This is a genomic window from Nocardioides sp. (assembly GCF_047607365.1).
Classification (GTDB): domain Bacteria; phylum Actinomycetota; class Actinomycetes; order Propionibacteriales; family Nocardioidaceae; genus Nocardioides.
In genome coordinates, this window is sequence record NZ_JASGDD010000012.1 from 1 (window position 1) to 20,943 (window position 20,943).

19 protein-coding genes and 1 tRNA gene are annotated in these 20,943 nt (G+C 72.2%); 13 read left to right on the plus strand and 7 right to left on the minus strand.

The window, feature by feature from the left end; all coding sequences use genetic code 11:
* Positions 1 to 49: 49 nt before the first annotated feature.
* Positions 50 to 793 (minus strand): FadR/GntR family transcriptional regulator, encoded by a 744-nt coding sequence (locus tag QM572_RS01230; protein ID WP_415089171.1) that lies wholly within the window; start codon positions 791 to 793, stop codon positions 50 to 52.
* An 82-nt stretch (positions 794 to 875) separates the two neighbouring features.
* Here QM572_RS01230 and QM572_RS01235 point away from each other — a divergent pair, with 82 nt between their 5' ends.
* From QM572_RS01235 to QM572_RS01250, 4 genes are all read left to right on the plus strand, one after another.
* Positions 876 to 1,589 (plus strand): (Fe-S)-binding protein, encoded by a 714-nt coding sequence (locus QM572_RS01235; RefSeq protein WP_415089207.1) that lies wholly within the window; start codon positions 876 to 878, stop codon positions 1,587 to 1,589.
* Positions 1,586 to 3,070: a lactate utilization protein B gene (locus QM572_RS01240; protein WP_415089173.1), complete on the plus strand. Its 1,485-nt coding sequence runs from the start codon at positions 1,586 to 1,588 to the stop codon at positions 3,068 to 3,070. Before QM572_RS01235 ends, QM572_RS01240 begins: the two co-directional genes overlap by 4 nt.
* Complete coding sequence (locus tag QM572_RS01245) at positions 3,063 to 3,707, plus strand: LutC/YkgG family protein (RefSeq protein WP_415089176.1); 645 nt, start codon at positions 3,063 to 3,065, stop codon at positions 3,705 to 3,707. The genes QM572_RS01240 and QM572_RS01245 overlap by 8 nt, the downstream gene beginning before the upstream one ends.
* A 10-nt stretch (positions 3,708 to 3,717) precedes the next feature.
* Positions 3,718 to 3,807: transfer RNA gene (locus QM572_RS01250), tRNA-Ser, on the plus strand.
* 242 nt (positions 3,808 to 4,049) lie between these two features.
* Here QM572_RS01250 and QM572_RS01255 read toward each other — a convergent pair.
* From QM572_RS01255 to QM572_RS01265, 3 genes are all read right to left on the minus strand, one after another.
* On the minus strand, positions 4,050 to 4,289 hold the full coding sequence (locus QM572_RS01255; RefSeq protein WP_415089178.1) for a helix-turn-helix domain-containing protein: 240 nt from the start codon (positions 4,287 to 4,289) through the stop codon (positions 4,050 to 4,052).
* A complete protein-coding gene (locus QM572_RS01260; protein WP_415089181.1) occupies positions 4,289 to 4,996 on the minus strand; it encodes a DUF2975 domain-containing protein in 708 nt (235 codons plus the stop codon). The genes QM572_RS01255 and QM572_RS01260 overlap by 1 nt, the downstream gene beginning before the upstream one ends.
* Positions 4,997 to 5,316: 320 nt before the next feature.
* A complete protein-coding gene (locus QM572_RS01265; protein ID WP_415089183.1) occupies positions 5,317 to 5,763 on the minus strand; it encodes a hypothetical protein in 447 nt (148 codons plus the stop codon).
* 130 nt (positions 5,764 to 5,893) lie between these two features.
* Between QM572_RS01265 and QM572_RS01270 the strand changes: the two genes are divergently transcribed.
* Positions 5,894 to 6,148 carry a helix-turn-helix domain-containing protein gene (locus tag QM572_RS01270; protein ID WP_415089185.1) on the plus strand — a complete coding sequence of 85 codons (255 nt, stop codon included), beginning with the start codon at positions 5,894 to 5,896 and terminating at the stop codon, positions 6,146 to 6,148.
* 29 nt (positions 6,149 to 6,177) lie between these two features.
* Here the strand turns inward: QM572_RS01270 and QM572_RS01275 are convergent, their stop codons facing one another.
* The gene (locus QM572_RS01275) at positions 6,178 to 6,570 is read right to left on the minus strand and encodes a phage holin family protein (RefSeq protein WP_415089186.1); all 393 of its coding nucleotides are present in this window, start codon (positions 6,568 to 6,570) and stop codon (positions 6,178 to 6,180) included.
* Positions 6,571 to 6,673: 103 nt separating this feature from the next.
* Between QM572_RS01275 and QM572_RS01280 the strand changes: the two genes are divergently transcribed.
* On the plus strand, positions 6,674 to 7,699 hold the full coding sequence (locus QM572_RS01280) for an SGNH/GDSL hydrolase family protein (protein WP_415089188.1): 1,026 nt from the start codon (positions 6,674 to 6,676) through the stop codon (positions 7,697 to 7,699).
* A gap of 15 nt (positions 7,700 to 7,714) precedes the next feature.
* Complete coding sequence (locus QM572_RS01285) at positions 7,715 to 8,578, plus strand: SGNH/GDSL hydrolase family protein (protein WP_415089190.1); 864 nt, start codon at positions 7,715 to 7,717, stop codon at positions 8,576 to 8,578.
* 6 nt (positions 8,579 to 8,584) lie between these two features.
* Here QM572_RS01285 and QM572_RS01290 read toward each other — a convergent pair whose 3' ends face one another.
* The gene (locus QM572_RS01290) at positions 8,585 to 8,833 is read right to left on the minus strand and encodes a hypothetical protein (protein WP_415089192.1); all 249 of its coding nucleotides are present in this window, start codon (positions 8,831 to 8,833) and stop codon (positions 8,585 to 8,587) included.
* A 68-nt stretch (positions 8,834 to 8,901) separates the two neighbouring features.
* Between QM572_RS01290 and QM572_RS01295 the strand changes: the two genes are divergently transcribed.
* The 6 genes from QM572_RS01295 to QM572_RS01320 all read left to right on the plus strand — a co-directional run bounded on the left by QM572_RS01295 (position 8,902) and on the right by QM572_RS01320 (position 19,471).
* Positions 8,902 to 12,180 carry a DUF2126 domain-containing protein gene (locus QM572_RS01295; protein WP_415089194.1) on the plus strand — a complete coding sequence of 1,093 codons (3,279 nt, stop codon included), beginning with the start codon at positions 8,902 to 8,904 and terminating at the stop codon, positions 12,178 to 12,180.
* 79 nt (positions 12,181 to 12,259) lie between these two features.
* Positions 12,260 to 14,770 carry a circularly permuted type 2 ATP-grasp protein gene (locus QM572_RS01300; RefSeq protein ID WP_415089196.1) on the plus strand — a complete coding sequence of 837 codons (2,511 nt, stop codon included), beginning with the start codon at positions 12,260 to 12,262 and terminating at the stop codon, positions 14,768 to 14,770.
* Positions 14,770 to 15,660 (plus strand): transglutaminase family protein, encoded by an 891-nt coding sequence (locus QM572_RS01305; RefSeq protein ID WP_415089209.1) that lies wholly within the window; start codon positions 14,770 to 14,772, stop codon positions 15,658 to 15,660. Before QM572_RS01300 ends, QM572_RS01305 begins: the two co-directional genes overlap by 1 nt.
* Positions 15,661 to 15,771: 111 nt before the next feature.
* Positions 15,772 to 16,773, plus strand: coding sequence for a hypothetical protein (locus QM572_RS01310; protein WP_415089198.1), 1,002 nt, complete (start codon positions 15,772 to 15,774; stop codon positions 16,771 to 16,773).
* Positions 16,774 to 16,806: 33 nt separating this feature from the next.
* On the plus strand, positions 16,807 to 17,793 hold the full coding sequence (locus QM572_RS01315) for a putative zinc-binding metallopeptidase (protein ID WP_415089200.1): 987 nt from the start codon (positions 16,807 to 16,809) through the stop codon (positions 17,791 to 17,793).
* 157 nt (positions 17,794 to 17,950) lie between these two features.
* Complete coding sequence (locus tag QM572_RS01320) at positions 17,951 to 19,471, plus strand: carboxyl transferase domain-containing protein (protein ID WP_415089203.1); 1,521 nt, start codon at positions 17,951 to 17,953, stop codon at positions 19,469 to 19,471.
* 98 nt (positions 19,472 to 19,569) lie between these two features.
* Here the strand turns inward: QM572_RS01320 and QM572_RS01325 are convergent.
* Positions 19,570 to 20,943 (minus strand): M1 family metallopeptidase (locus QM572_RS01325; protein ID WP_415089205.1); only part of this gene is annotated, 1,374 nt, incomplete at its 5' end.

The window sequence follows — 20,943 nt, forward strand, 5'->3', positions numbered from 1 at the left end:
AGGCGCCGGATGCGGCGGGGCCGGGTCGCGCGACCCGGCTCCGCCGCTCCTACGCGCTCTCGGGGGACAGCAGCCTGCGGGAGGAGCGGATGTGCTCCTCCATCAGCTCCGCGGCACGGTCGCCGTCGCCGGCGGTGATCGCGTCGTGGATGGCGCGGTGCTGCCCGGTCAGCTCCTCGCGCGCCGCCGTCCAGACGCTGTCGTCGAGCTGCTCGAGGTCGCGGAGGATGGGCAGCCGCATCGCCTCCCGGATGGCGATCGTCATGTCGGCGAAGAGCCGGTTGCCGCCGGCCTCCGCGACCGCGATGTGGAAGTCGGTGTCGAGGTCGTTGTAGCGGTGCCGGTCGGCGGCCTCGTCGGTCGCCATCGTGCCGAGCGGCGCGGCGAGGGCGCCCAGCCTCGCCGGCGTACCCTCGCTCGCCGCCAGCGCGGCGCTCGCCCGCTCGAGGATGACCCGCGCCTCGACGACGTCGTCGAGCGGGAAGTTCGCCAGTGCGACGTGGACGCGCAGCAGCCGGGTGAGCGCCTCGGACGGCAGCGCCGAGACCACCGTGCCAGCCTCGGGTCCCGACCCCACCCCGGCCCGGACGACGCCCTGGGCCTCGAGGGTCCGGATCGCCTCGCGGACGGCGGGCCGGGAGACCTGGAGCCGGGACGCCAGCTCGCGCTCGCCGGGCAGCCGGTCGCCGACGCGGAGGGTCCCCGCCAGGATCTGCTCCTCGACCTGGTCGACGACCAGCTGGTAGGTGCGGGCGCGGGGGACCGGACGCCAGCCCGCGCTTGCCTCGCTCACGGGCGCTACCCTACAGTTTCGTTCTGTGGTCAGACCACAGTGAGGTCGTCCAGAAGGAGGAGGCGCTGTGCGGGTCGCGCTCATGGTCACGTGCATCAACGATGCGCTCTACCCGGAGACCGGCAAGGCCGTCGTGACGCTGCTGCGCCGGCTCGGCGTGGACGTCGACTTCCCCGCGGCGCAGACCTGCTGCGCGCAGCCGATGGTCAACACCGGCTACCTCGACGAGGCGGTGCCGGTGGTGCGCGCCTTCGTCTCCGCCTTCGAGGGGTACGACGCGGTGGTGACCCCGTCGGGGTCGTGCGCGGGCTCCGCGCGGCACCAGCACTCCCTGGTGGCGCGGCGGTCCGGGGACGCCGGTCTCGTCGCCGCCGTGGACGAGGTGTCGCCGCGGGTCCACGAGCTGTCGGAGTTCCTCGTCGACGTGCTGGGGGTGACCGACGTGGGCGCCTACTACCCGCACACCGTGACCTACCACCCGACCTGCCACTCGCTGCGGATGCTCGGGGTGGGTGACCGGCCGCGCCGGCTGCTCGAGCACGTGCGCGGACTCACTCTCGTGGACCTCCCGGCGGCGGACCAGTGCTGCGGCTTCGGCGGCACCTTCGCGGTCAAGAACGCCGACACCTCGATCGCCATGGGCGCCGACAAGGTGCGCCACGTCCGCGACGCCGGTGCCGAGGTGCTGGTGGCGGGCGACAACTCCTGCCTCACCCACATCGGGGGCCTGCTGTCGCGCCAGCGTGCCGGCGTACGTCCTGTGCATCTCGCCGAGATCCTGGCGGCAACGGAATGAGCGGCACCTTCGTCGGCATGCCGGCCTTCCCCGTCGCCGCGCGGGAGGCGCTGGCCGACGCCCAGCTGCGGCACAACCTCGCCCACGCCACCGGCACCATCCGGGACAAGCGGGCGCGGCTCGTCGAGGAGATCGACGAGACGGGTGACTGGGAGGCGCTGCGGCTCGCCGGCGCCGGCGTCAAGGAGTCCGCGCTGCTCACCCTCGGCACGCAGCTGCGGCGCCTCGAGGAGACGCTCGCCGCCAAGGGCGCGACCGTGCACTGGGCCCGCGACGCCGCGGAGGCCAACCGGATCGTCACCTCGATCGCCGCCGGTCACGGGGTCGACGAGGTGGTCAAGGTCAAGTCGATGGTGACCCAGGAGATCGGGCTCAACGAGGCGCTCGCCGAGGCGGGCATCGCCGCCTGGGAGACCGACCTCGCCGAGCTCATCGTGCAGCTCGGCGACGACCTGCCCTCGCACATCCTGGTGCCCGCCATCCACCGCAACCGCGCCGAGATCCGCGAGATCTTCCTGCGCGCGATGAAGGAGGTCGGCCGGCCGGCTCCCGACGACCTCACCGACGAGCCCGCGGTTCTCGCCGCGGCGGCCCGTGCCCACCTGCGGGAGAAGTTCCTGCGCGCTCGCGTCGGGGTGTCCGGCGCCAACTTCGCGGTCGCCGAGACCGGCACACTCGTCGTGGTCGAGTCCGAGGGCAACGGCCGGATGTGCCTGACCCTGCCCGAGGTGCTGGTCTCGGTCGTCGGGATCGAGAAGGTCGTCTCGACCTGGGACGAGCTCGACCCGCTGCTGCGCCTGCTGCCCCGGTCCTCCACCGGGGAGCGGATGAACCCCTATACATCGATGTGGACCGGGGTGACGCCGGGCGACGGGCCGCAGGAGGTGCATGTCGTCCTGCTCGACAACGGCCGCACCCGGGCACTCGCGGGCGAGGTCGGCCGCCAGGCGCTGCGCTGCATCCGCTGCTCGGCCTGCCTCAACGTCTGCCCGGTCTACGAGCGCACCGGCGGCCACGCCTACGGCTCGGTCTATCCAGGCCCGATCGGCGCCATCCTCAATCCGCTGCTGCGCGGCGTGGGGGAGCCGGGCGCGGCGGGGGAGCAGGTCGACTCGCTGCCCTACGCGTCCTCGCTGTGCGGCGCCTGCTTCGAGGTCTGCCCGGTCCGGATCGACATCCCGTCGGTGCTCGTCGACCTGCGGGCCCAGGTCGTCGACGCCCACCGCGGGTCGCTGCCGAAGGCGGGCCATCGTGCCGAGGTGCTCGCGATGAAGGGCGCCGCCGTGGGTCTCGGCGACGCTCGCAGGCTCGCGTTCGGGGAGCGGTTCACGCGGGTGGGGCTGGGCGTCGCGCGGCGCTTCGCCGGTCTCGCCGGCATCCCCGGGCTCTCCAAGTGGGGCTCGGTTCGCGACCTTCCTCCCGCGCCCCCCGAGTCGTTCCGGGCGTGGTGGAAGCGGACCGAGGGAGGACGTCATGAGTGAGCCCGCCCGCGACGCGCGGGCGGAGGTCCTCGGCCGGGTCGACGCTGCGCTCGCCGGGGTGCCGCGGGAGACGGCGGCACCGCCACCCGCTCCCCGCCGGGCATCGCCCGCCGACGTCGTGGCTCTCTTCGCGGAGCGGGTCGCCGACTACCGCGCGACGGTGGTCCGGGTCGCCCCCGCCGACGTCGGCCCGGCGGTGGCCGAGGCGCTGGCCGGGACGGCCGGCGTCGTCGTACCCGAGGGCCTGTCGGTGGACGTCCCCGGCGGGATCGTCGACGACGGTGCCCTCACCGCGGCCGAGCTCGACCGGATCGAGGCTGTGGTCACCGACGCCGCCGTCGGCATCGCCGAGACCGGCACCATCGTGCTGGACCACGGCGCGGGCCAGGGGCGGCGTGCGATCACGCTCGTCCCCGACGTACACGTCTGCCTGGTGCGTGCCGACCAGGTCGTCACCGACGTCCCCGACGCCGTCACGCTGCTCGCGCCGTCGGTCCGCGCCGGCCGCCCCCTGACGTGGATCAGCGGCCCCTCGGCCACGAGCGACATCGAGCTGAGCCGCGTCGAGGGCGTCCACGGTCCCCGCCGCCTGACGGTCGTCCTGATCGATTTCATGCCGCCCTCACCCCTCCGGTAACGTTCCCTCCGGTGTCGTGTCCGAGCGGCCTAAGGAGAACGCCTCGAAAGCGTTTGTGGGTGTGAGCCCACCGAGGGTTCAAATCCCTCCGACACCGCCAGTTGATTCAGGATGGAACCCTCGGTGAGCGGACGCTCGCCGGGGGTTCTTTCGCTTCCCGCGGTTGGGGCCGTGAGGGCCGCCGCCCTGGTGGGGGCGGTCGTGGTCGCGCCTGCGGCCAGGACGGCCCCGATGAGGTGTTCCGCGCCTCCCGCACGATTCCCCGGCCGCCGACGTCCTCGGCTTCCCGCCGCAGATCAACGCCTTCCTGCGCAAGGTGCCCTGACGGCTTGGCAGGCGTGCCTAATCAGTGCGGTGAGTGCCTGTGTGGGTCTCGCCGTCGTTCGCATGTTCGAGCACGTCGCCTGGCTGACACTCGAGCACACGGCAGATCGCGTCGAGTGTGGACAGCCTGACCGCTTTGGCTTTTCCGCTCTTCAGGATGGACAGGTTGGCCACGGTGATCCCGACGTGGCCGGCGAGTTCGGTCAAGGTCATCTTGCGCTCGACCAAGACGCGGTCGAGCCGAATCACGATAGCCACTACACGGTCAGCCTGTTCTCGGTCTCGACCGCGGTGCCCCGACGGAACACCTCTGCCAACAGCAGGACCAGCACGCCGAGCGCGATCTGCATGATGTCAATGGCACCATCGGCTGCCGGGGTCAGATGCGGTCCTGGGCCGAATACCTCGATCGAGTAGCCCCACTTCAGGGGACCGATGAACACGCTCCGAATCGCTCCTAAGGCCGCACCCGCAATCAGGATCCAGCCCATTGCGCGAACCCAACGCACGCTGCGCTCGTCGAATACCATCCCGGTTGCCGAGGCTGAGAGCAGTCGCCAAAGCATCAAGAGGAAGACGCTCAACAACACGAGTTTGATCACTTCGGAGACCACTGTCGCGGCGACGAACCCACTCCAGCCGCCGGTGGTGGCCAGAGCGACCGTCCCTGTCAGGGTGGCCATCTGAGGCTTGATGTTCCCATCCTGGAGTCGAGTTGCGGAATCGTTCTGGTACCGGGAACTCCCGTGTATGAAGAACGGTGCGCAGTCGTTCAACCCATTTTGCTCGACCACGCTTGCCGACTGGCAGACCTTCTCCTGCAACGAAACTTCCGCCGAAATGTCTTGGTAGAGGTGGACCGGTCCCAAGTCCACGTTGACCGGGTAAGTCGTGCGTCCTGCCAGCGCCGAGATCCCGATGGCCAGCACAGTGGCAGCGGATGCTGCGGAGACGGCGCTGGCCACAAGGACAACCCAACCGGCTACGCGGAACAACCTGTGCGCCATTGATCGCCACCGATCCTCTTATCGTTTTACGGTAACGATATTCCCCAAAACAATATGCGCCAAGCCTGGTCAAGGCGAATCCCGCCCGCCCCGGCCGGCTGGGTTAAGTGCTGGTAAAACTCCCCAGCGACGCTCCCGGAACGACCTTCACCAGCAGTTAGTGAATTCCTTCCAACCTTCTGTCAGTTCGGCCGCGTGAAGCGGCCCCGCCAGCTCGCCTGGCGGGGCCGTTCCCGTCCGTCGGAGATCGCGTCGCGCCCGTGATGCTCGGCAACGGGTCAGGCCTGGGTCACGCGGATCGAGGCGGTGCCGTCCGCGGCGGCGACGGCGTCGTGGACGGCGTCCAGGAAGCGCCGGTAGAGGTCCATTCCCGCGATGGTCTTCGGTGTGGCGGGAATGCCGTAGAGCTTCTCCTGCGAGGTCGCGTAGGTGCTGAGCGGGCCGACGGTGAGCAGGGTCCGTCCCGCCTCCGTGGCGGCTGCCGCCTCGAAGGTGCAGAAGGTGCCCGCGACCGCGGAGATCGACAGGTCGACCCGGCCCGGCTGCTCGCCCGTGACGTTCACCCGGGCGTTGGCGCTGCCGATGCCCGAGGTCAGCAGGCTCATGCCCGCGCCGACGACGTGCGGGACGGTCTCCTTGACGAGGTGCAGCGCCGCGTCGGCGTCGAGGAGAGTGCTGGCGCGCAGGTGCAGCGTCGCACGACGCTTCGCGCTCCAGCCGGCCATCGCCCTCTCGCCCCCTCGCGTTGGGATCCTCCGTCTCCTGGAGCATAGGACGATCAGGCATGGGACGGAGGCGCTTTGAGGCGATTGCACTCTGGATCAGTACACATGGGACGGATGGGGTTGGAGTGCCATGCCGACCGCTGCCTCCGCCAAGACCCCGCCGTCGCCGGCGGCGGTGGAGTTCGGCAAGCGCGTGCGCAGGTTCCGCGAGGAGCAGGGGCTGTCCCAGGAGGCGCTCGCGGCTCGCTGCGACATCCACTGGACCTTCCTCGGCCAGGTCGAGCGCGGTCAGCGGAGCATCCGCCTCGACAACATCCTCAAGATCGCGGCCGGGCTCGAGCTCCAGCCCGGTGAGCTGCTGGACGGGATCCCCATCCAGCGGTGACGCGGGTGCGCCGGCGGGTGGGGACTCAGTCAGCGACGGTCGCCGGACAGGAGGCCGTCGACGATCCAGGTGACGATCGTGATGATGATCGAGCCGAGGACGGCGGTGCCGAAGCCGTCGACGTGGAAGCCGATGCCGAGACCGCCGGCGAGCCATGCGGTGAGCTTGAGCATCAGGGCGTTGACGACCAGCAGGAACAGGCCGAGCGTGAGGATGACGAACGGCAGGCTGAGGAACGTCACCACGGGCCGGACCAGGGCGTTGACCCCGCCCATCACGACGGCGACGGCGAGCAGCGGGAGCAGCTTGTGCCGCAGCTCGTCCGGCCACGTCGAGGGGCCGTCGAACGCGATGCCGCCGAGCAGCTGTGCGGCCACCGCCAGCGCGACGGCGGTAGTGAGGAGCCAGGCGAGGAAGCGCACGGCTCATTCTTACCTGCCCACCTGCGAAGGATCCCCGCCGACGGAGGTCGCCGGTCGGCCCGGCGACGCGTGACTCGTGGGGCGGGTGAGGCAAGATCTCCCTGTGCGCCGCGCTCTCATCCCCTCGCTGGCGCTCGTCGTGGCCCTCGCCCTGCTCGCGGCCTGTGGCGCCGCGGCCCCGCAGCGGACGGTGCCGGCCCTCCGGGTCGCGGCGGAGAGCAGTCGCTTGATCTACGTCGCGCTCGGCGACTCCTATACGGGCGGTCCCCGGATCGGCCGGACGCTCAGCACGGCCTGCAACCGCACCGACAAGAACTACCCCCACCTCCTCGCCGCCGCGCTCGACCTGACGCTCGTCGACGTGAGCTGCGGCGGCGCGCGGGTGCGCGACCTCACCCATCGCCAGAAGCCGACCGTCGCCGCTCAGCTCAGCGCGGTCCGCGCCGACGCCGACGTCGTCACCGTCTCCCTCGGCGGGAACGACGTCGGCATCATGCGGGTCGTCGCATCCTGCCTGCGCGCGTCGGCGACCTGTCGCCAGCAGATCCGCGCGCTCCGCAAGGGGCTGCCGAAGCTGCGCGCGGACCTGACCAACGCGATCCGCAAGGTCAGGGCGCGGGCGCCCGGGGCGAGGGTCATCGTGGTCGGCTACCCGGAGATCCTCCCGGCGAGCGGGCGCTGCTACGGCTCCCGGACGGCCGCGCTCAAGCCCGCCGTACGCGCTCTCGCCCAGATCGCCGCAGTGCAGAGCCGCGCCGCGCGCGCCAACGGCGCCACCTTCCTCGACCCGAGGACCTTCACCCGCGGCCACGGGCTGTGCACCAGCGACCCGTGGATCGCGAGCCGGACCACGAGCGTCAGCAAGCGCTACCACCCCGAGCTCCCCGAGCAGCGCGCTGTCGCCGCGGCCCTCGCGCGCGTCGTCGCGACGCTGCAGGACGACACCGGAAGCGCCACCCCGTCCGCCACCACCACGGCAACCCCGTCCGCGACGCCCACGACGACGGCCACCGCATCGGCCACCGCCACCCCCACCGAGACCAGCTCCGAGACCAGCTCCGAGACCAGCTCCGAGAGCGCCTCCCCGGTCGGCTGGACCAGCGCGCCCCCGGCCGATGAGGGGTCGTAGCGCATGATCGCCGGCATGCGCCCCCCACGCCCGTACGCCGTCGCGCTGGCCGCCCTGCTCGCCACCACGCTCGCCGGCTGCGGTGGATCGACGCCCGACGAGCAGCCGTCCACGGCCACCTCGAGCGCCACCCCGCCGGCGTTCCATCGCTACGTCGCGCTGGGCGACTCCTACACCGCGGCGCTCGGCGTCGCCCCGGCCGCCGCCGACGCCGACGGCTGCGGCCGCTCGCAGTCCAACTACCCGACCCTCGCGGCGGCCGAGCTCGGCGTGACCCTGACCGACGTGAGCTGCTCCGGCGCCACGGTGAGCGACCTGCTCCACGGCCAGACCGTCTCCGACGCCACGCTCGCCCCCCAGATCGCCGCCGTCACCTCCGACACCGACCTCGTCACCATCGGCATCGGCGGCAACGACCTCGCCCTCATCCAGGTCTTCCTCGCCTGCGGCACCCAGCAGCCGTCCTGCCAGAAGCTGCTCACCCGGGTGGAGCGCCTGGCCGGCAAGCTCCCCGACCGGATCGCCGAGCTGGTGCGCCAGGTCCGCGTCCGCGCGCCCGCGGCGACGGTCGTCCTCGTCGGCTATCCGACGATCGTCTCCGCCGACGCGCCCTGTGACGGGACGCCCGTGCCGGAGGACTTCGTCGAGCCGGCCCGTGAGGTCAACCGGAGCCTCGACGACGCGGTCGAGAAGGCCGCCACGCTGAGCGGAGCGAGCTACCTCGACATCCTCGACGCCACCGCCGACCACGGCCTGTGCGGAGCGGAGCCGTGGATCGCCGACGTCAACGGCAGGGGCGCCCAGATCCTGCACCCGATCGCCGCCGAGCAGGCCTACGTCGCCGCCCGGCTGGTCGAGCTCCTCGCCTCAGGCTCCTAGGGCATGTCAGCTCGCCCGCTGCCCCCGCGCGGCGATCCGCGGCGCCAGCTCGGCGGCCGCGGCGGGCCAGCGTGCCTCGAGCTCGGCCATCGACTGAGCCAGCACGGCCCGGTCGAGCGTGTCGGGGTCCTCGGAGGACGTGAACAGCAGCGTCTCGATCGACTCGACGAGCGCGTGGAACTCCTCCTCCTCCGCCCGGTCGGCTGCGTCGGGCACGGAATTCGGGCGCGGGATCAGCAGCGGGCGGTCGGGCATGCCCGCTCAACGAGCCACTCGGCGAGATTGTTACGTGGCAGCAACCTCCCAACTGGCAAGGTTGGGGCATGTCGATCAAGGTCGCTCTGGAGCACCGGACCACCTACGACTTCGCGCACCCGGTGGCTGTCGCGCCCCACGTCGTACGCCTCCGGCCGGCGCCGCACAGCCGCACCCCCATCGAGGCCTACAGCCTCACGGTGAAGCCGGAGAACCACTTCCTCAACTGGCAGCAGGACCCCTTCGGCAACTGGCTCGCGCGCCTCGTCTTCCCCGAGAAGGTGAAGACCCTCGACATCACCGTCGGCCTTGTCGCCGACATGATGGTGATCAACCCCTTCGACTTCTTCATCGAGGAGTACGCCGAGCACTTCCCGTTCGCCTACGCCCCCGAGCTCGAGGCGGATCTGACGCCCTACCTCGCCCCGGTGGACGACGCCGCGAAGGCCGACGCCTGGCGGCGCGGCCTGGACCTGGTCGGCGCGGGCGACGACCCCATCGCCACCATCGACTTCCTCGTCGCGCTCAACCAGGCCGTCAACGGCAGGCTCGCCTACTCGCTGCGCATGGAGACCGGCTTCCAGTCGCCCGACACCACCCTCGACCGCGGTGTCGGCTCCTGCCGCGACTTCGCCTGGCTGCTGGTCTCGCTGCTGCGCCAGTTCGGCCTCGCGGCCCGCTTCGTCTCCGGCTACTCGATCCAGCTCAAGCCCGACCTCGAGCCGCTCGAGGGCCCCGGCTTCGTCGGCGAGGGCGACATCACCGACCTGCACGCGTGGTGCGAGGTCTTCATCCCCGGCGCCGGCTGGATCGGCCTGGACGCCACCTCCGGCATGTTCACCGGCGAGGGCCACATCCCCCTCTCGGCGACCCCGCACCCCAGCAGCGCGGCGCCGATCGAGGGCGCCACCGAGCCGGTCGAGGTGACCTTCTCGTTCTCCAACGAGGTCGTCCGGATCCACGAGGACCCACGGGTCACCAAGCCCTACACCGACGAGGCCTGGGCCCGGATCGACGCGCTCGGCGAGGCGGTCGACGCCCGGCTGGCGAAGAGCGACGTCCGGCTCACCATGGGCGGCGAGCCCACCTTCGTCAGCCTCGACGACCAGGTCAGCGCCCAGTGGAACACCGCCGCCGACGGCCCGGACAAGCGCCGCCTCGCCGGCGACCTCGCCGACCGGCTCCAGGCCGTCTACGCCAAGGGTGGCGTGGTCCACCGCGGCCAGGGCAAGTGGTATCCCGGCGAGCCCCTCCCACGCTGGAACATCGCCCTCCAGTGGCGCACCGACGGCCGGCCGCTGTGGGACGACCCGACCCTGCTCGACGACCCGTGGGAGAAGGCGGACTCCACGGACGCCGCCGCCGGCCGCGCCGAGGCGCTGGCCCGGGCGCTCACCTCGCTCCTCGGGCTCCCCGAGGGCCAGCTCCTGCCGGCGTACGAGGACCCGCTCGCCCTCCTCGCCGCGGAGGTCCGCCAGCCCTGGGGCGAGCGGCCGGGCAAGGAGCTCGACGAGATCACCGCCGACTCCCTCAAGGAGATCGACGGCGACGTCGCCACGCCCACCGGCTGGGTGCTGCCCATCGTCGTGGGCACCACCTGGGCCTCCCCGGCCTGGTCCTTCCGCCGCGGCCGGCTCGTGCTGCTGCCCGGCACCTCCGCCGTCGGCCTGCGACTGCCCCTGGACGCGATCAGCTGGCACGACCCCGAGTACGCCGGCGAGCCGTCGTACCTCGAGGCGGGCGAGCCGCTGCCGGCCGGCGACGACGCGCTGCCGACCGTCGCCGTGGTGCCCGCCGACGGCGCCCCGACCACCGCGCTGGCGATCGAGGCGCGCGAGGGCCACGTCTTCGTCTTCCTGCCGCCGACCGACCGCCTCGAGGACTACGCCACCCTCCTCCACGCCATCGAGCGCGCCGCCACCGAGGCGGGCACCTCCCTGGTCGTCGAGGGCTACGGGCCGCCCCCGGACGCCCGCCTCACCCAGCTCGTGGTCACCCCCGACCCCGGCGTCATCGAGGTCAACGTCCAGCCCACGTCCTCATGGGCGGAGCAGCGCGAGCTGACCGCGACGCTCTACGAGGAGGCGCGCCAGGCCCGGCTGTCGACCGAGAAGTTCGACCTCGACGGCCTCCACACCGGCACCGGCGGCGGTAACCACATCACCCTCGGCGGCACCACCCCCGCCGACTCCCCGCTCCTCCGGCGACCGGACCTGCTGGCCAGCCTGATCACCTACTGGCAGCGCCACCCGTCGCTCTCCTACCTCTTCTCCGGCCGCTTCATCGGCCCGACGTCGCAGGCGCCGCGGTTCGACGAGGGCCGTCCCGAGGCGGTCTACGAGATGGAGATCGCCCAACGCGAGCTCGCCCGCCTCACGGCCGAGCAGGAGGAGCTCGGCCTCGAGCCGCGGCCGTGGCTCGTCGACCGGCTCTTCCGTCACCTGCTGACCGACCTCACCGGCAACACCCACCGCAGCGAGTTCTGCATCGACAAGCTCTACTCGCCCGACAGCTCCCGAGGCCGGCTCGGCCTGCTCGAGCTGCGCGGCTTCGAGATGCCGCCGCACCCGCAGATGGCGCTCCTCCAGTCGCTCCTGGTCCGCAGCCTCGTCGCGATGTTCTGGGAGAAGCCGCTCTCCGCGCCGCTGGTCCGCTGGGGCACGACCCTGCACGAGGACTTCCTGCTCCCGCAGGGCGCCATCCGCGACATCGGCGAGGTCGTCGCCGATCTCCGCGCCGCCGGGATCGGTTTCGAGGAGTCCTGGCTCGACCCCTTCACCGAGTTCCGCTTCCCCCGGATCGGCCTCACCCGCGTCGCGGGCGTGGAGCTCGAGCTCCGCCAGGCGATCGAGCCGTGGCACGTGCTCGGCGAGGAGGCCACCGGCTCCGGGACCGCGCGGTACGTCGACAGCTCGGTCGAGCGGATCCAGGTCCGGGTCACGGGGCTGGACCCGCATCGCCACCTCGTCACCTGCCAGGGCGTGCCGCTGCCCCTGACCGCCACCGAGACTCCCGGCGAGTTTTACGCCGGCGTCCGCTACAAGGCATGGGCGCCCTGGAGCGCCCTCCATCCGACCATCGACGTCCACTCACCGCTCCATGTGGATATCGTGGACGCCGTGTCGGAGGTGAGTCTCGGTGGTGCGACCTACCACGTCGTGCACCCGGGCGGCCGCTCCTACGACACCCCGCCGGTCAACGCCAACGAGGCCGAGGCGCGCCGCGCCGGCCGGTTCGAGGCGCGCGGCTTCACCGCCGGCCGCCTCGACGTGGCGGCGATGCGGGAGCGTGGCCGCCGGGCCGCGTCGGCCGAGTACCCGCACATCCTCGACCTGCGCCGCTCCTGACCCGCACCGCCGCGACGCCCGCCTCGATGACGAACCTCCTCCGCCTCTCGCACGCCCCCATCCGGGCCTCGCTGCGCTCGTGTCCTCCGGGGGCGGCTTCGTGACGATCCTCAAGGACTACGCCTCCGCCGTCGCCCAGCCGATGCTGGGCGGCGTCGCCGGCGACCGGCAGAGGTTCGACGAGGTGATCGCCCCCGACGGCTCGCTGCGGCCGGCCTGGAAGGGGATGGCCGAGGTCGCCGTCTCGCTCACGGCCACGGACCTGCGCCGCGTCAGCGGCGACATCGCCCGCTTCCTCGCCGACGACGGCGTCACCTACGCCCGCCCCGGCGAGGGCGCCGGCCCCTGGCGCCTCGACCCGATGCCGCTGGTCATCGACGCCGCGTCCTGGCAGCCGCTCGAGGTCGGCCTCGCCCAGCGCGCCGAGCTCCTCAACGCCATCCTCGTCGACCTGTACGGCGAGCAGCGCCTGCTCAGCGAGCGGGTCGTCCCCGCGCCCGTGATCTTCGGCCACGCCGGCTTCAACCGCGTCGTCGCCGGGCCCGCGGGCGCCGCCGACCCGCGTCCCCTGGTCCTCGCCGCCACCGACCTCGGCCGCGACGCGGACGGCGAGTGGCTGGTCCTCGGCGACCGCGCGCAGGCCCCGTCGGGCATCGGCTACGCGATGGAGAACCGCAGGGTCATCTCCCGGGTGCTGCCCGAGCTCTACCGCGAGGCCGGGCTGCACCGCATGGAGCCCTACTTCTGGGCGCTCCGCTCGGCGCTCATCCAGTCCGCGTCCGGCGACCTCAGCGACCCGCGCGTCGTCGTGCTCAGCCCCGGAACCCACTCCGAGACGGCCTACGACCAGGCCTTCCTCGCCTCCACCCTCGGCTTCCCCCTCGTCCAGGGCGGCGACCTCACCATCAAGGACGGCTGGGTCTACCTCCGGGCGCCGGGCGGCCAGCTCGAGCGGGTCGACGTGATCCTGCGCCGCGTCGACGCCAGCTGGTCGGACCCCCTGGAGCTGCGCGGCGACTCCCAGCTCGGCGTCGCCGGACTGGTCGAGGCGGTCCGGCGCGGCCGGGTCCGGGTCGTGAACGGGTTCGGGGCCGGCGTACTCGAGAATCCGGGGCTGCTGCCGTATCTCCCCGCCGCCTGCGAGGCCCTGCTGGGGGAGCCGCTGCGGCTGCCCAGCGTGCCGACGTACTGGGCGGGGACACCGCTCGGCCTGGAGGCGCTCCTGGAGCGCGAGGACCTGGTCGTCCGCACCCTCGACGGACCCGTCCAGGCGCTCGCCGACCTCGACCGCGACGAGCTTCGCGCCCGCGTGCTCGCCGAGCCGCACCGCTACGTCGGCCAGGAGCTCCCCGTCCTCTCCCAGGCGCCCACGTGGTCGGCGACCGGCGGCGCCGAGCCGCGGCCGGTGACGCTGCGGACCTTCACGCTGCGCTACGGCTCGGCCTACCGGCCGCTCGTCGGCGGCCTCGCCAGCGTCCGCACCAGCGCCCTCGGCGACCCCGGGGAGCGGACCTCCTCCAGCAAGGACGTCTGGGTCCTCAAGGAGACCGCCGGCGAGCCGGACCAGGGTCTCGCCGACGTCCTCCCCATGACCCACGCGCGGTCGGTCACCGTGCTCGTGCCGCGCGCCCTCGAGGACATGTACTGGTCCGGGCGCTACAGCGAACGGGCCGAGGACCTGCTGCGCCTCATCCTCGCCACGCACGTCATCGCCGAGGACTTCCGCACCCGCCCGCGCAGCTCCGGCGGCGCCACCCTCGACGTCATGCTCGGCGTGATGTCGCGACTCTCGCCCGGCCCGGCCGACGACCTCGACGCCGAGTTCCGCTCGCTGCTGCTCGACGAGCTCCGGCCCGGCTCGGTCGCGCAGTCCATCGCGGGCATGCGCGACGCGCTGTCGGGCGTGCGCGACCAGCTCTCGGGCGACATCTGGCGGATCTTCGGCTCCACGGACCGGGCCGCCGACGAGCTGCGCCGCAACCTCTACAGCCACCAGGTCGCGGAGTCCGCCGGCCGGACCCTGACCGGCATCCTCGCCATGCAGGGCATCACCGCGAGCATGATCCGCGACGCCGGCTGGCACTCGATCCGCACCGGGCGCTACCTCGAGCGCGCCCTCCAGGTGTGCCAGCTGCTCCGCTGCACGGCCACCGTCCGCCGCGGCATGGACGTCGACCGCGACGTGCTCAACGCGGTGCTCTCCTCGGCCGAGTCCGCCGTGACGCACCGTCGCCGCTACCGCGGCTACGTGCGCCCCGGTGGCGTCCTCGAGCTGCTGCTGCTCGACCGGGACAACCCGCGCTCGCTGGCCTTCAGCCTCCACGAGCTGCGGCTCTATCTCACCGCCCTGCCCGCGTCCACCGGCTCGTCCCGCCCGGAGCGGCTGCTCGACGACCTCATCGCCGACGTCGACGGCGCCGAGCTGGCCACTCTCGTCGCGATCGGCGGCTCCGGCCGACCGCACCTCGAGGCGTTCCTGGACCACCTCTTCTACGGCCTCACCCGGCTCTCCGAGGCGATCGGCGAGGTCCACTTCGCCTCCGGCCCGGCCCCGCGTCCGCTCAACGCGATGGCCCGGAGCGCCACATGATGTACGTCGTGACCCACCGCACGGTCTACACCTACGACGAGGACGTCACCGACTCCCTCGGCATCGCCCACGTCGTGCCGCGGGCGCTGCCGTGGCAGCAGGTCGGCGACCCCGTCGTCACGGTCGCGCCGGCGCCGGCGGACCAGTCGACCGACATCGACTTCTACGGCAACGTCGTCACCTACTTCCAGGTGCTCACCCCGCACACGACGCTCGAGGTCGACGCCGTCTCGAGCGTCGACGTGGTCGCGCCGCGCTACGACGAGTCGGCCTTCGACCGGCCGTGGGAGTCCGCGCGACCCCTGCTCGACCCCGCCCTGCCGGGGGCGTGGCGGGCGACCGACATGGCCGTCACCTCCCCACTGGTCGAGCAGACCGCCGAGGCCGCCGCCTACGCCGCCGTCTCGCTCACCCCGGGCCGCCCCCTCGTCGAGGCCGCCACCGACCTGATGCACCGCATCCACGCCGACTTCGCCTACGACAAGACCGCGACCACCGTCACCTCCACCGTCGACGAGATCTTCGAGGCGCGCGGCGGCGTCTGCCAGGACTTCGCCCACCTGATGATCGCCTGCCTGCGGGCGCACGGCCTGGCGGCGCGCTACGTCTCCGGCTATCTCGCGACCACGCCGCCCCCCGGCAAGCCCCGCCTGGTCGGCGCCGACGCGAGCCACGCCTGGGTGGCCGTCTGGCTGCCGTCGTACGCCGGCGGCGACCCCGACGGCGAGTGGGTGATGCTCGACCCGACGAACGACCAGTGGGTCGACGACCGCTACGTCACCGTCGCGTGGGGCCGCGACTACGTGGACGTGCCGCCGGTCAAGGGCGTCATCTTCACCGAGGCCAAGAAGTCGACGCTCGCCGTGAGCGTCGACGTCGCGCCCCTCTGAGAAGGTCCTGAGCGAAACCTGAGAGTCACCCTTGTGGCTCCTGTCACTCGGGGTCTACCTTGCGAAGGCACTCGGGCGCGTGGGCGCTCGACCCACTCGGAAAGCAGGACGATGGACACCACTCCTTGGCGGCTCGCTCTCACGACCGGCGCTGTCGGCCTTCTCACCCTCGGCGTCGCGCTCGTGCCGACGCCCGCCCATGCCGCGGTCACCAGCGGCACGGTGGGCGTCTCGGGCTACTCCAGCGTCACCGGCACCGACTGCGGCGCCACGGTCTGGTCGAGCCCGGTCCCCTCGAGCGTCGACATCACCGACAACGGCGCGACCGTGACGAGCTCCTTCAGCCGCACCGGCACCGTGACGAAGTCCTCCGCCACGACGGACGTCACCGACCTCGCCCAGAGCGCCAGCATCAGCGCGAAGCTGACGCCGATCAACGGCGGCCCGGCCGCGCTCACCATCAGCGGGAGCTCGACCCAGTCCGTCGTGCCTCGGCTGAGCGCCAGCGCGTGCGACGTCTACGCCTACTCCTCGGCCGGATTCAGCGCGACCGTCGACCTGCCGACGGCCACGTGGGTCAGCATCTCCGGATCCGGCAAGGGCCGCGGATCGCTGCAGGCCTACATCGCGAGCAACGACAACGCCGCCGGGGCGATCGCCTACGCCTTCGGAGAGAAGGGCACCGGCTCGGGTGCCTCCCTCCTGCCCGCCGGGAAGGCCTACATCTACGGCATCCTGTCCGCGAGCTCGGTGGACAGCGACGACACGATCAAGTCGTCGAGCTACACCGGCTCCGCGACGCTCGACCTCAAGCCCGTCGGCTACGGATCGGCGGTGAGCGGCAAGGGCAAGAAGTACGTCGCCCCCGGGGAGCGCAACTGCACGACCAACACCGTCTCGGCCTCGCTGACCAAGGCGGCCAAGAAGAAGGCGTCGAAGGTCGTCGTCACCGCCGGTGGCCACAAGGTGACCCTCAAGGGCAAGAAGCTGACGAAGGCGTCGACCGTGACGTTGCCCGTCGCCTCGACGTCGGCGACCACCCTCACCGCGACGATCACGCCCAAGAAGGGCAAGAAGGTCACCGTCAGCCGGAGCTACCTCGCCTGCGGATGATTCGAATCCCTCGGAACGGGGCATCATCGGGACGTGAAGTCGTTCCATTGCCGTGTCTGTGACAACCCCCTCTTCTTCGAGAACTCCGTCTGCGTCTCCTGTGGCAGCGCGCTCGGCTACTCCCGAGCCGAGCGCGCTGTGGTGCCCGTCGACGCCGACGGCCGCTACGTCGACGCCGCCGGACTCGTCTGGTGGGTCTGCACCAACCTGAACCTGTCGGGCTGCACCTGGCTGGCCGCCATCGAGGGCGGCCAGTGCGACGCCTGCGAGCTGACCCGCACTCGTCCCAACGACGAGGACGCCATCGGGCTGCAGAACTACCAGGACGCCGAGCGCGCCAAGCGCTATCTCGTCCAGGAGCTCGACAGCCTGGGCTTCCGGATCGTGTCCAAGGCCGAGGACGAGGTCAACGGCCTCGCCTTCGACCTGCTCTCCTCGGTCGCGGAGAACGTCACCATCGGCCACGACGAGGGCATCATCACCATCGATCTCGCCGAGTCCGACGACGCCCATCGCGAGAAGGTCCGCGCCAAGCTCGACGAGCCCTACCGCACCATGCTCGGCCACTTCCGGCATGAGGTCGGTCACTACTACGAGTGGCAGCTGGTCCAGGGCGACGAGCTGCTCGAGCGGTGCCGCGAGCTCTTCGGCGACGAGTCCGCGTCGTACGCCGACGCCATCGACCGCCACTACGCCGAGGGCGCGCCCGCCGGCTGGGAGGCGAGCTACATCTCGACGTACGCCACCATGCATCCCTTCGAGGACTTCGCCGAGAGCTTCGCCCACTTCCTCCACATCTCCGACACCATCGAGTCGGCGGGGGAGTACGGCCTCACCGCCGTGGCGCCGATCTCCGCATTCAGCCGCTTCCGCGACGTGGTCACGGGGATCTGGGTGCCCCTCTCGACCGCGCTCAACGTGATCAACCGCTCGATGGGCAAGGACGACCTCTACCCCTTCGTCATCCCCCCGCCCGTCCTCGACAAGCTCGACTTCGTCGCCGGCCTGCCGCGCACCTAACCCCGAGTGGGGCCTCCAGTTCCGTCGAGTGGGGCCTCCGGTCGTGTCGAGTGGGGTCTCCGGTTCCGTCGAGTGGGGCCTCCGGTTCCGTCGAGTGGGGCCTAGGCGATGGGCGTCTCGGCGCGTCTGAGGCCCATCCGGTGGATAGGGTCGGCGCGTGGCCCGACTGAACGCCCGCGAGCTCCTCGACCTCGTGCTCGATCCGGGGTCGTGGGAGCCGTGGGACACCCCGCTGGCACGTACCGGCGTCAGCGAGGAGTACGCAGCCACGCTGGCCGCCGCGCAGGAGAAGTCGGGCGCCGACGAGTCGGTCATCACCGGAGCGGGCACGATCGCGGGACATCGGGTCGCCCTGCTGGTGAGCGAGTTCGGCTTCCTGGCAGGCTCGATCGGCCGCGACGCCGCCGATCGCCTGGTCGCGGCGATCACACGGGCGACGGCTGAGGGCCTGCCGCTCTTCGGCGCGCCCGCGTCGGGCGGCACCCGGATGCAGGAGGGCACGCCGGCCTTCATCCAGATGGTCCGGATCGGCGAGGCGCTGCTCGCGCACAAGGCCGCAGGGCTGCCCTACATCGTCTACCTCCGCCACCCCACCACGGGCGGGGTGATGGCGACGTGGGGCTCGCTCGGGCACATCACCGTCGCCGAGCCGCGCGCCCTGCTCGGCTTCCTCGGCCCGAAGGTGGTCGAGCTCGTCACCGGCGAGGCCCTGCCCGACGACGTACAGCGTGCCGAGACGCTCTCCACCCAAGGCATCATCGACGGCGTCCTCCTGCCCGCTGAGCTCCGCGTCGTCGCTGCCACACTCCTCGACCTGCTCGCACCACCCCCCTCACCCGTCACACCACCCGGCCAGGAGCGGAACTTCTCGGCCACCACGCCGGCCGAGAAGTTCCCGAGTCACCGGTTAACCGGTGACTCCACCCCCGAGGCCGTCGACGCCTGGACGCGGATCGAGCGGACGCGGCGTGCCGAGCGGCCGGGGATCCGGGAGCTGTTGGCGCTGGCGAGCAGTGTCGTGCCGCTCCAGGGCACGACGCGGGGGGAGCGGGACAACGGCATCCTGCTGGCGCTCGCGCGGTTCGGCGACCAGGCCTGCGTGGTGGTCGCGCAGGACCGGGCGGCGCAGGCCAAGCGACCCTTCGGCCCGTCGGGGCTCCGCGCCGCACAGCGTGGGATCGCACTCGCGGAGTCGCTGCGCCTGCCGCTCCTCACCGTCATCGACACCCCCGGCGCCGAGCTCTCGGCGCGGGCCGAGAACGGCGCGATCGCCGGTGAGATCGCCCGTACCCTCGCCGCGCTCGTCGCCGTCCGGACGCCGACGGTCTCGCTCATGCTCGGTCAGGGCAACGGCGGCGGCGCGCTCGCCCTGCTGCCGGCCGACCGCATCCTCGCGGCCGGCAATGCCTGGCTCACGCCGCTGCCGCCCGAGGGCGCCTCCGCGATCGTCCACGGCGACGTCGAGCACGCCGCCGAGATCGCCAACGCCCAGCAGGTGCTCGCGCTCGACCTGGCCGAGCGCGGCGTCGTCGACCGGATCGTCGAGGAGACCCCCGACGCCGCCGACGACCCCGACGACTTCCTCGCGCGAGTGGCCGCGACGGTGGCCGATGAGCTCGCCGTCGTACGCCGTCAGGGGGCCGGCACGCCCGCGGCCCGCGCCGCCCGCTACCTCTGAGCCGCCGAAATGGCCCCCATCCACCTGGCCGGAGCCCCCATTCGCCCGACCGCAAGCCCCCATTCGCGCCTCCCGGAGGCCCCACTCGGCGGAGGGGGTCAGCGGGGGGACTTCTTGGCCATCAGCCACCGTGTCATCAGCCTCGTCAGGTCGGCGCCCGACTCCGCCGAGAGCCACGCCAGGTAGTCCGCGCGGGTGACCGACTGGTCGGCGCGCGCGGTGGGCCACTCGCGCACCAGCCGCCAGAACGTGTCGTCCCCGACCCGGCGGCGCACGCGGTCCCACATCAGCACGGGGCCGGCGTACACGTTGTCCTCGGCGAAGTGGTCCGGCTTGTAGTTCCCGGGCGGCCCCGCGTCGCGCCGCGCGTCGGCCTCGAAGAGGGTGAAGTCCATCAGCGAGTCGCCGGCGTTGCGGCTCCAGGCCTCGTCCTGCCAGGTCAGCTGGAGGTAGGTCGCCATCCCCTCGTTCATCCAGAGGTCGCTCCAGTCCGCCGGCGTGACCAGATCGCCGTACCACTGGTGCGCGAGCTCGTGCAGGATCGTCTCGCTCGAGTAGTCGTCGGGCAGGTTGCCGAGCGTGAGCGTGGACTGCGTCTCCATCGCCGACTCGGTCGGCACGATCACGAGCGAGAGGCTGTCGTAGGGGTAGGGGCCGAGCCGCTTCTCCAGCCAGGCCAGGAGGTCGGGCGTCTTCTGCAGCTGCGGCAGGATGACCGAGTCGCCGGTCGGCACCCAGTAGGTGATCGGCACCCCCGACGCGGATGTCGCCTCCGTCGGCGTGTAGGCGCCGACCGCCAGCGTCGCGAGGTAGGAGGCCATCGGCACCCCGGTGTGCCAGCGGGTGGTGCTCGCCGCCCCGGCGTCGGGCTCGGTGTCCACCTGCGTGCCGTTCGCGACGCCGACCATGCCGTCCGGCGCGGTGATCTGGATGTCGTAGAGCGCCTTGTCCGACGGGGTGTCGTTCACGGCGTACCAGGTGAAGGCGCCGTACGGCTCCTGCATCGTCCACAGGCCGCCGTCGGGCGTGGCGGTGAGGCCGAGCGGCTCGGCGTCGTCGCGGTTCGAGGGGTCCGGCACGGGGGTCGGCTTTCCGGCGTACGACAGCGTCAGCACGTGCCGGGTGTCCGCCTGCACCGGCGCCGCGATCGTCAGGTCGTCGCCGTCGTGAGTCGCCTCGACGGCCTCCCCGTCGAGGGTGACCGCGTCGGGCGTCAGCGCCGATCCGAGATCGAGGGTCAGGGTCTCCGAGGCGATCGCCGCGCGCAGCTCCAGCGTCTCCGAGCCGCTGAGCGTGCTGCCGTCCCAGGTCAGGTCGAGCTCGTAGTGGAGGGCGTCGACCTCCGCATGCCCGTGCTGCGGATAGACCGAGTCCGTCCGCGGCGTCGACTCCGCGACGTCGTACGCCGGCAGCCCCGCGCCCGACGCGCTCGGCGAGGTGGTCGCCGCCGGCTGGCGCGCGCCGCCGCACCC

Bases quoted from the DNA above. Each gene is read 5' to 3' on its own strand.
- QM572_RS01235 (WP_415089207.1), top strand. From the start codon at position 876: ATGGTCACGTGCATCAACGATGCGCTCTACCCGGAGACCGGCAAGGCC.
- QM572_RS01240 (WP_415089173.1), top strand. From the start codon at position 1,586: ATGAGCGGCACCTTCGTCGGCATGCCGGCCTTCCCCGTCGCCGCGCGG.
- QM572_RS01245 (WP_415089176.1), top strand. From the start codon at position 3,063: ATGAGTGAGCCCGCCCGCGACGCGCGGGCGGAGGTCCTCGGCCGGGTC.
- QM572_RS01265 (WP_415089183.1), bottom strand. From the start codon at position 5,763: ATGGCCGGCTGGAGCGCGAAGCGTCGTGCGACGCTGCACCTGCGCGCC.
- QM572_RS01270 (WP_415089185.1), top strand. From the start codon at position 5,894: ATGCCGACCGCTGCCTCCGCCAAGACCCCGCCGTCGCCGGCGGCGGTG.
- QM572_RS01285 (WP_415089190.1), top strand. From the start codon at position 7,715: ATGCGCCCCCCACGCCCGTACGCCGTCGCGCTGGCCGCCCTGCTCGCC.
- QM572_RS01290 (WP_415089192.1), bottom strand. From the start codon at position 8,833: ATGCCCGACCGCCCGCTGCTGATCCCGCGCCCGAATTCCGTGCCCGAC.
- QM572_RS01295 (WP_415089194.1), top strand. From the start codon at position 8,902: ATGTCGATCAAGGTCGCTCTGGAGCACCGGACCACCTACGACTTCGCG.
- QM572_RS01305 (WP_415089209.1), top strand. From the start codon at position 14,770: ATGTACGTCGTGACCCACCGCACGGTCTACACCTACGACGAGGACGTC.
- QM572_RS01310 (WP_415089198.1), top strand. From the start codon at position 15,772: ATGGACACCACTCCTTGGCGGCTCGCTCTCACGACCGGCGCTGTCGGC.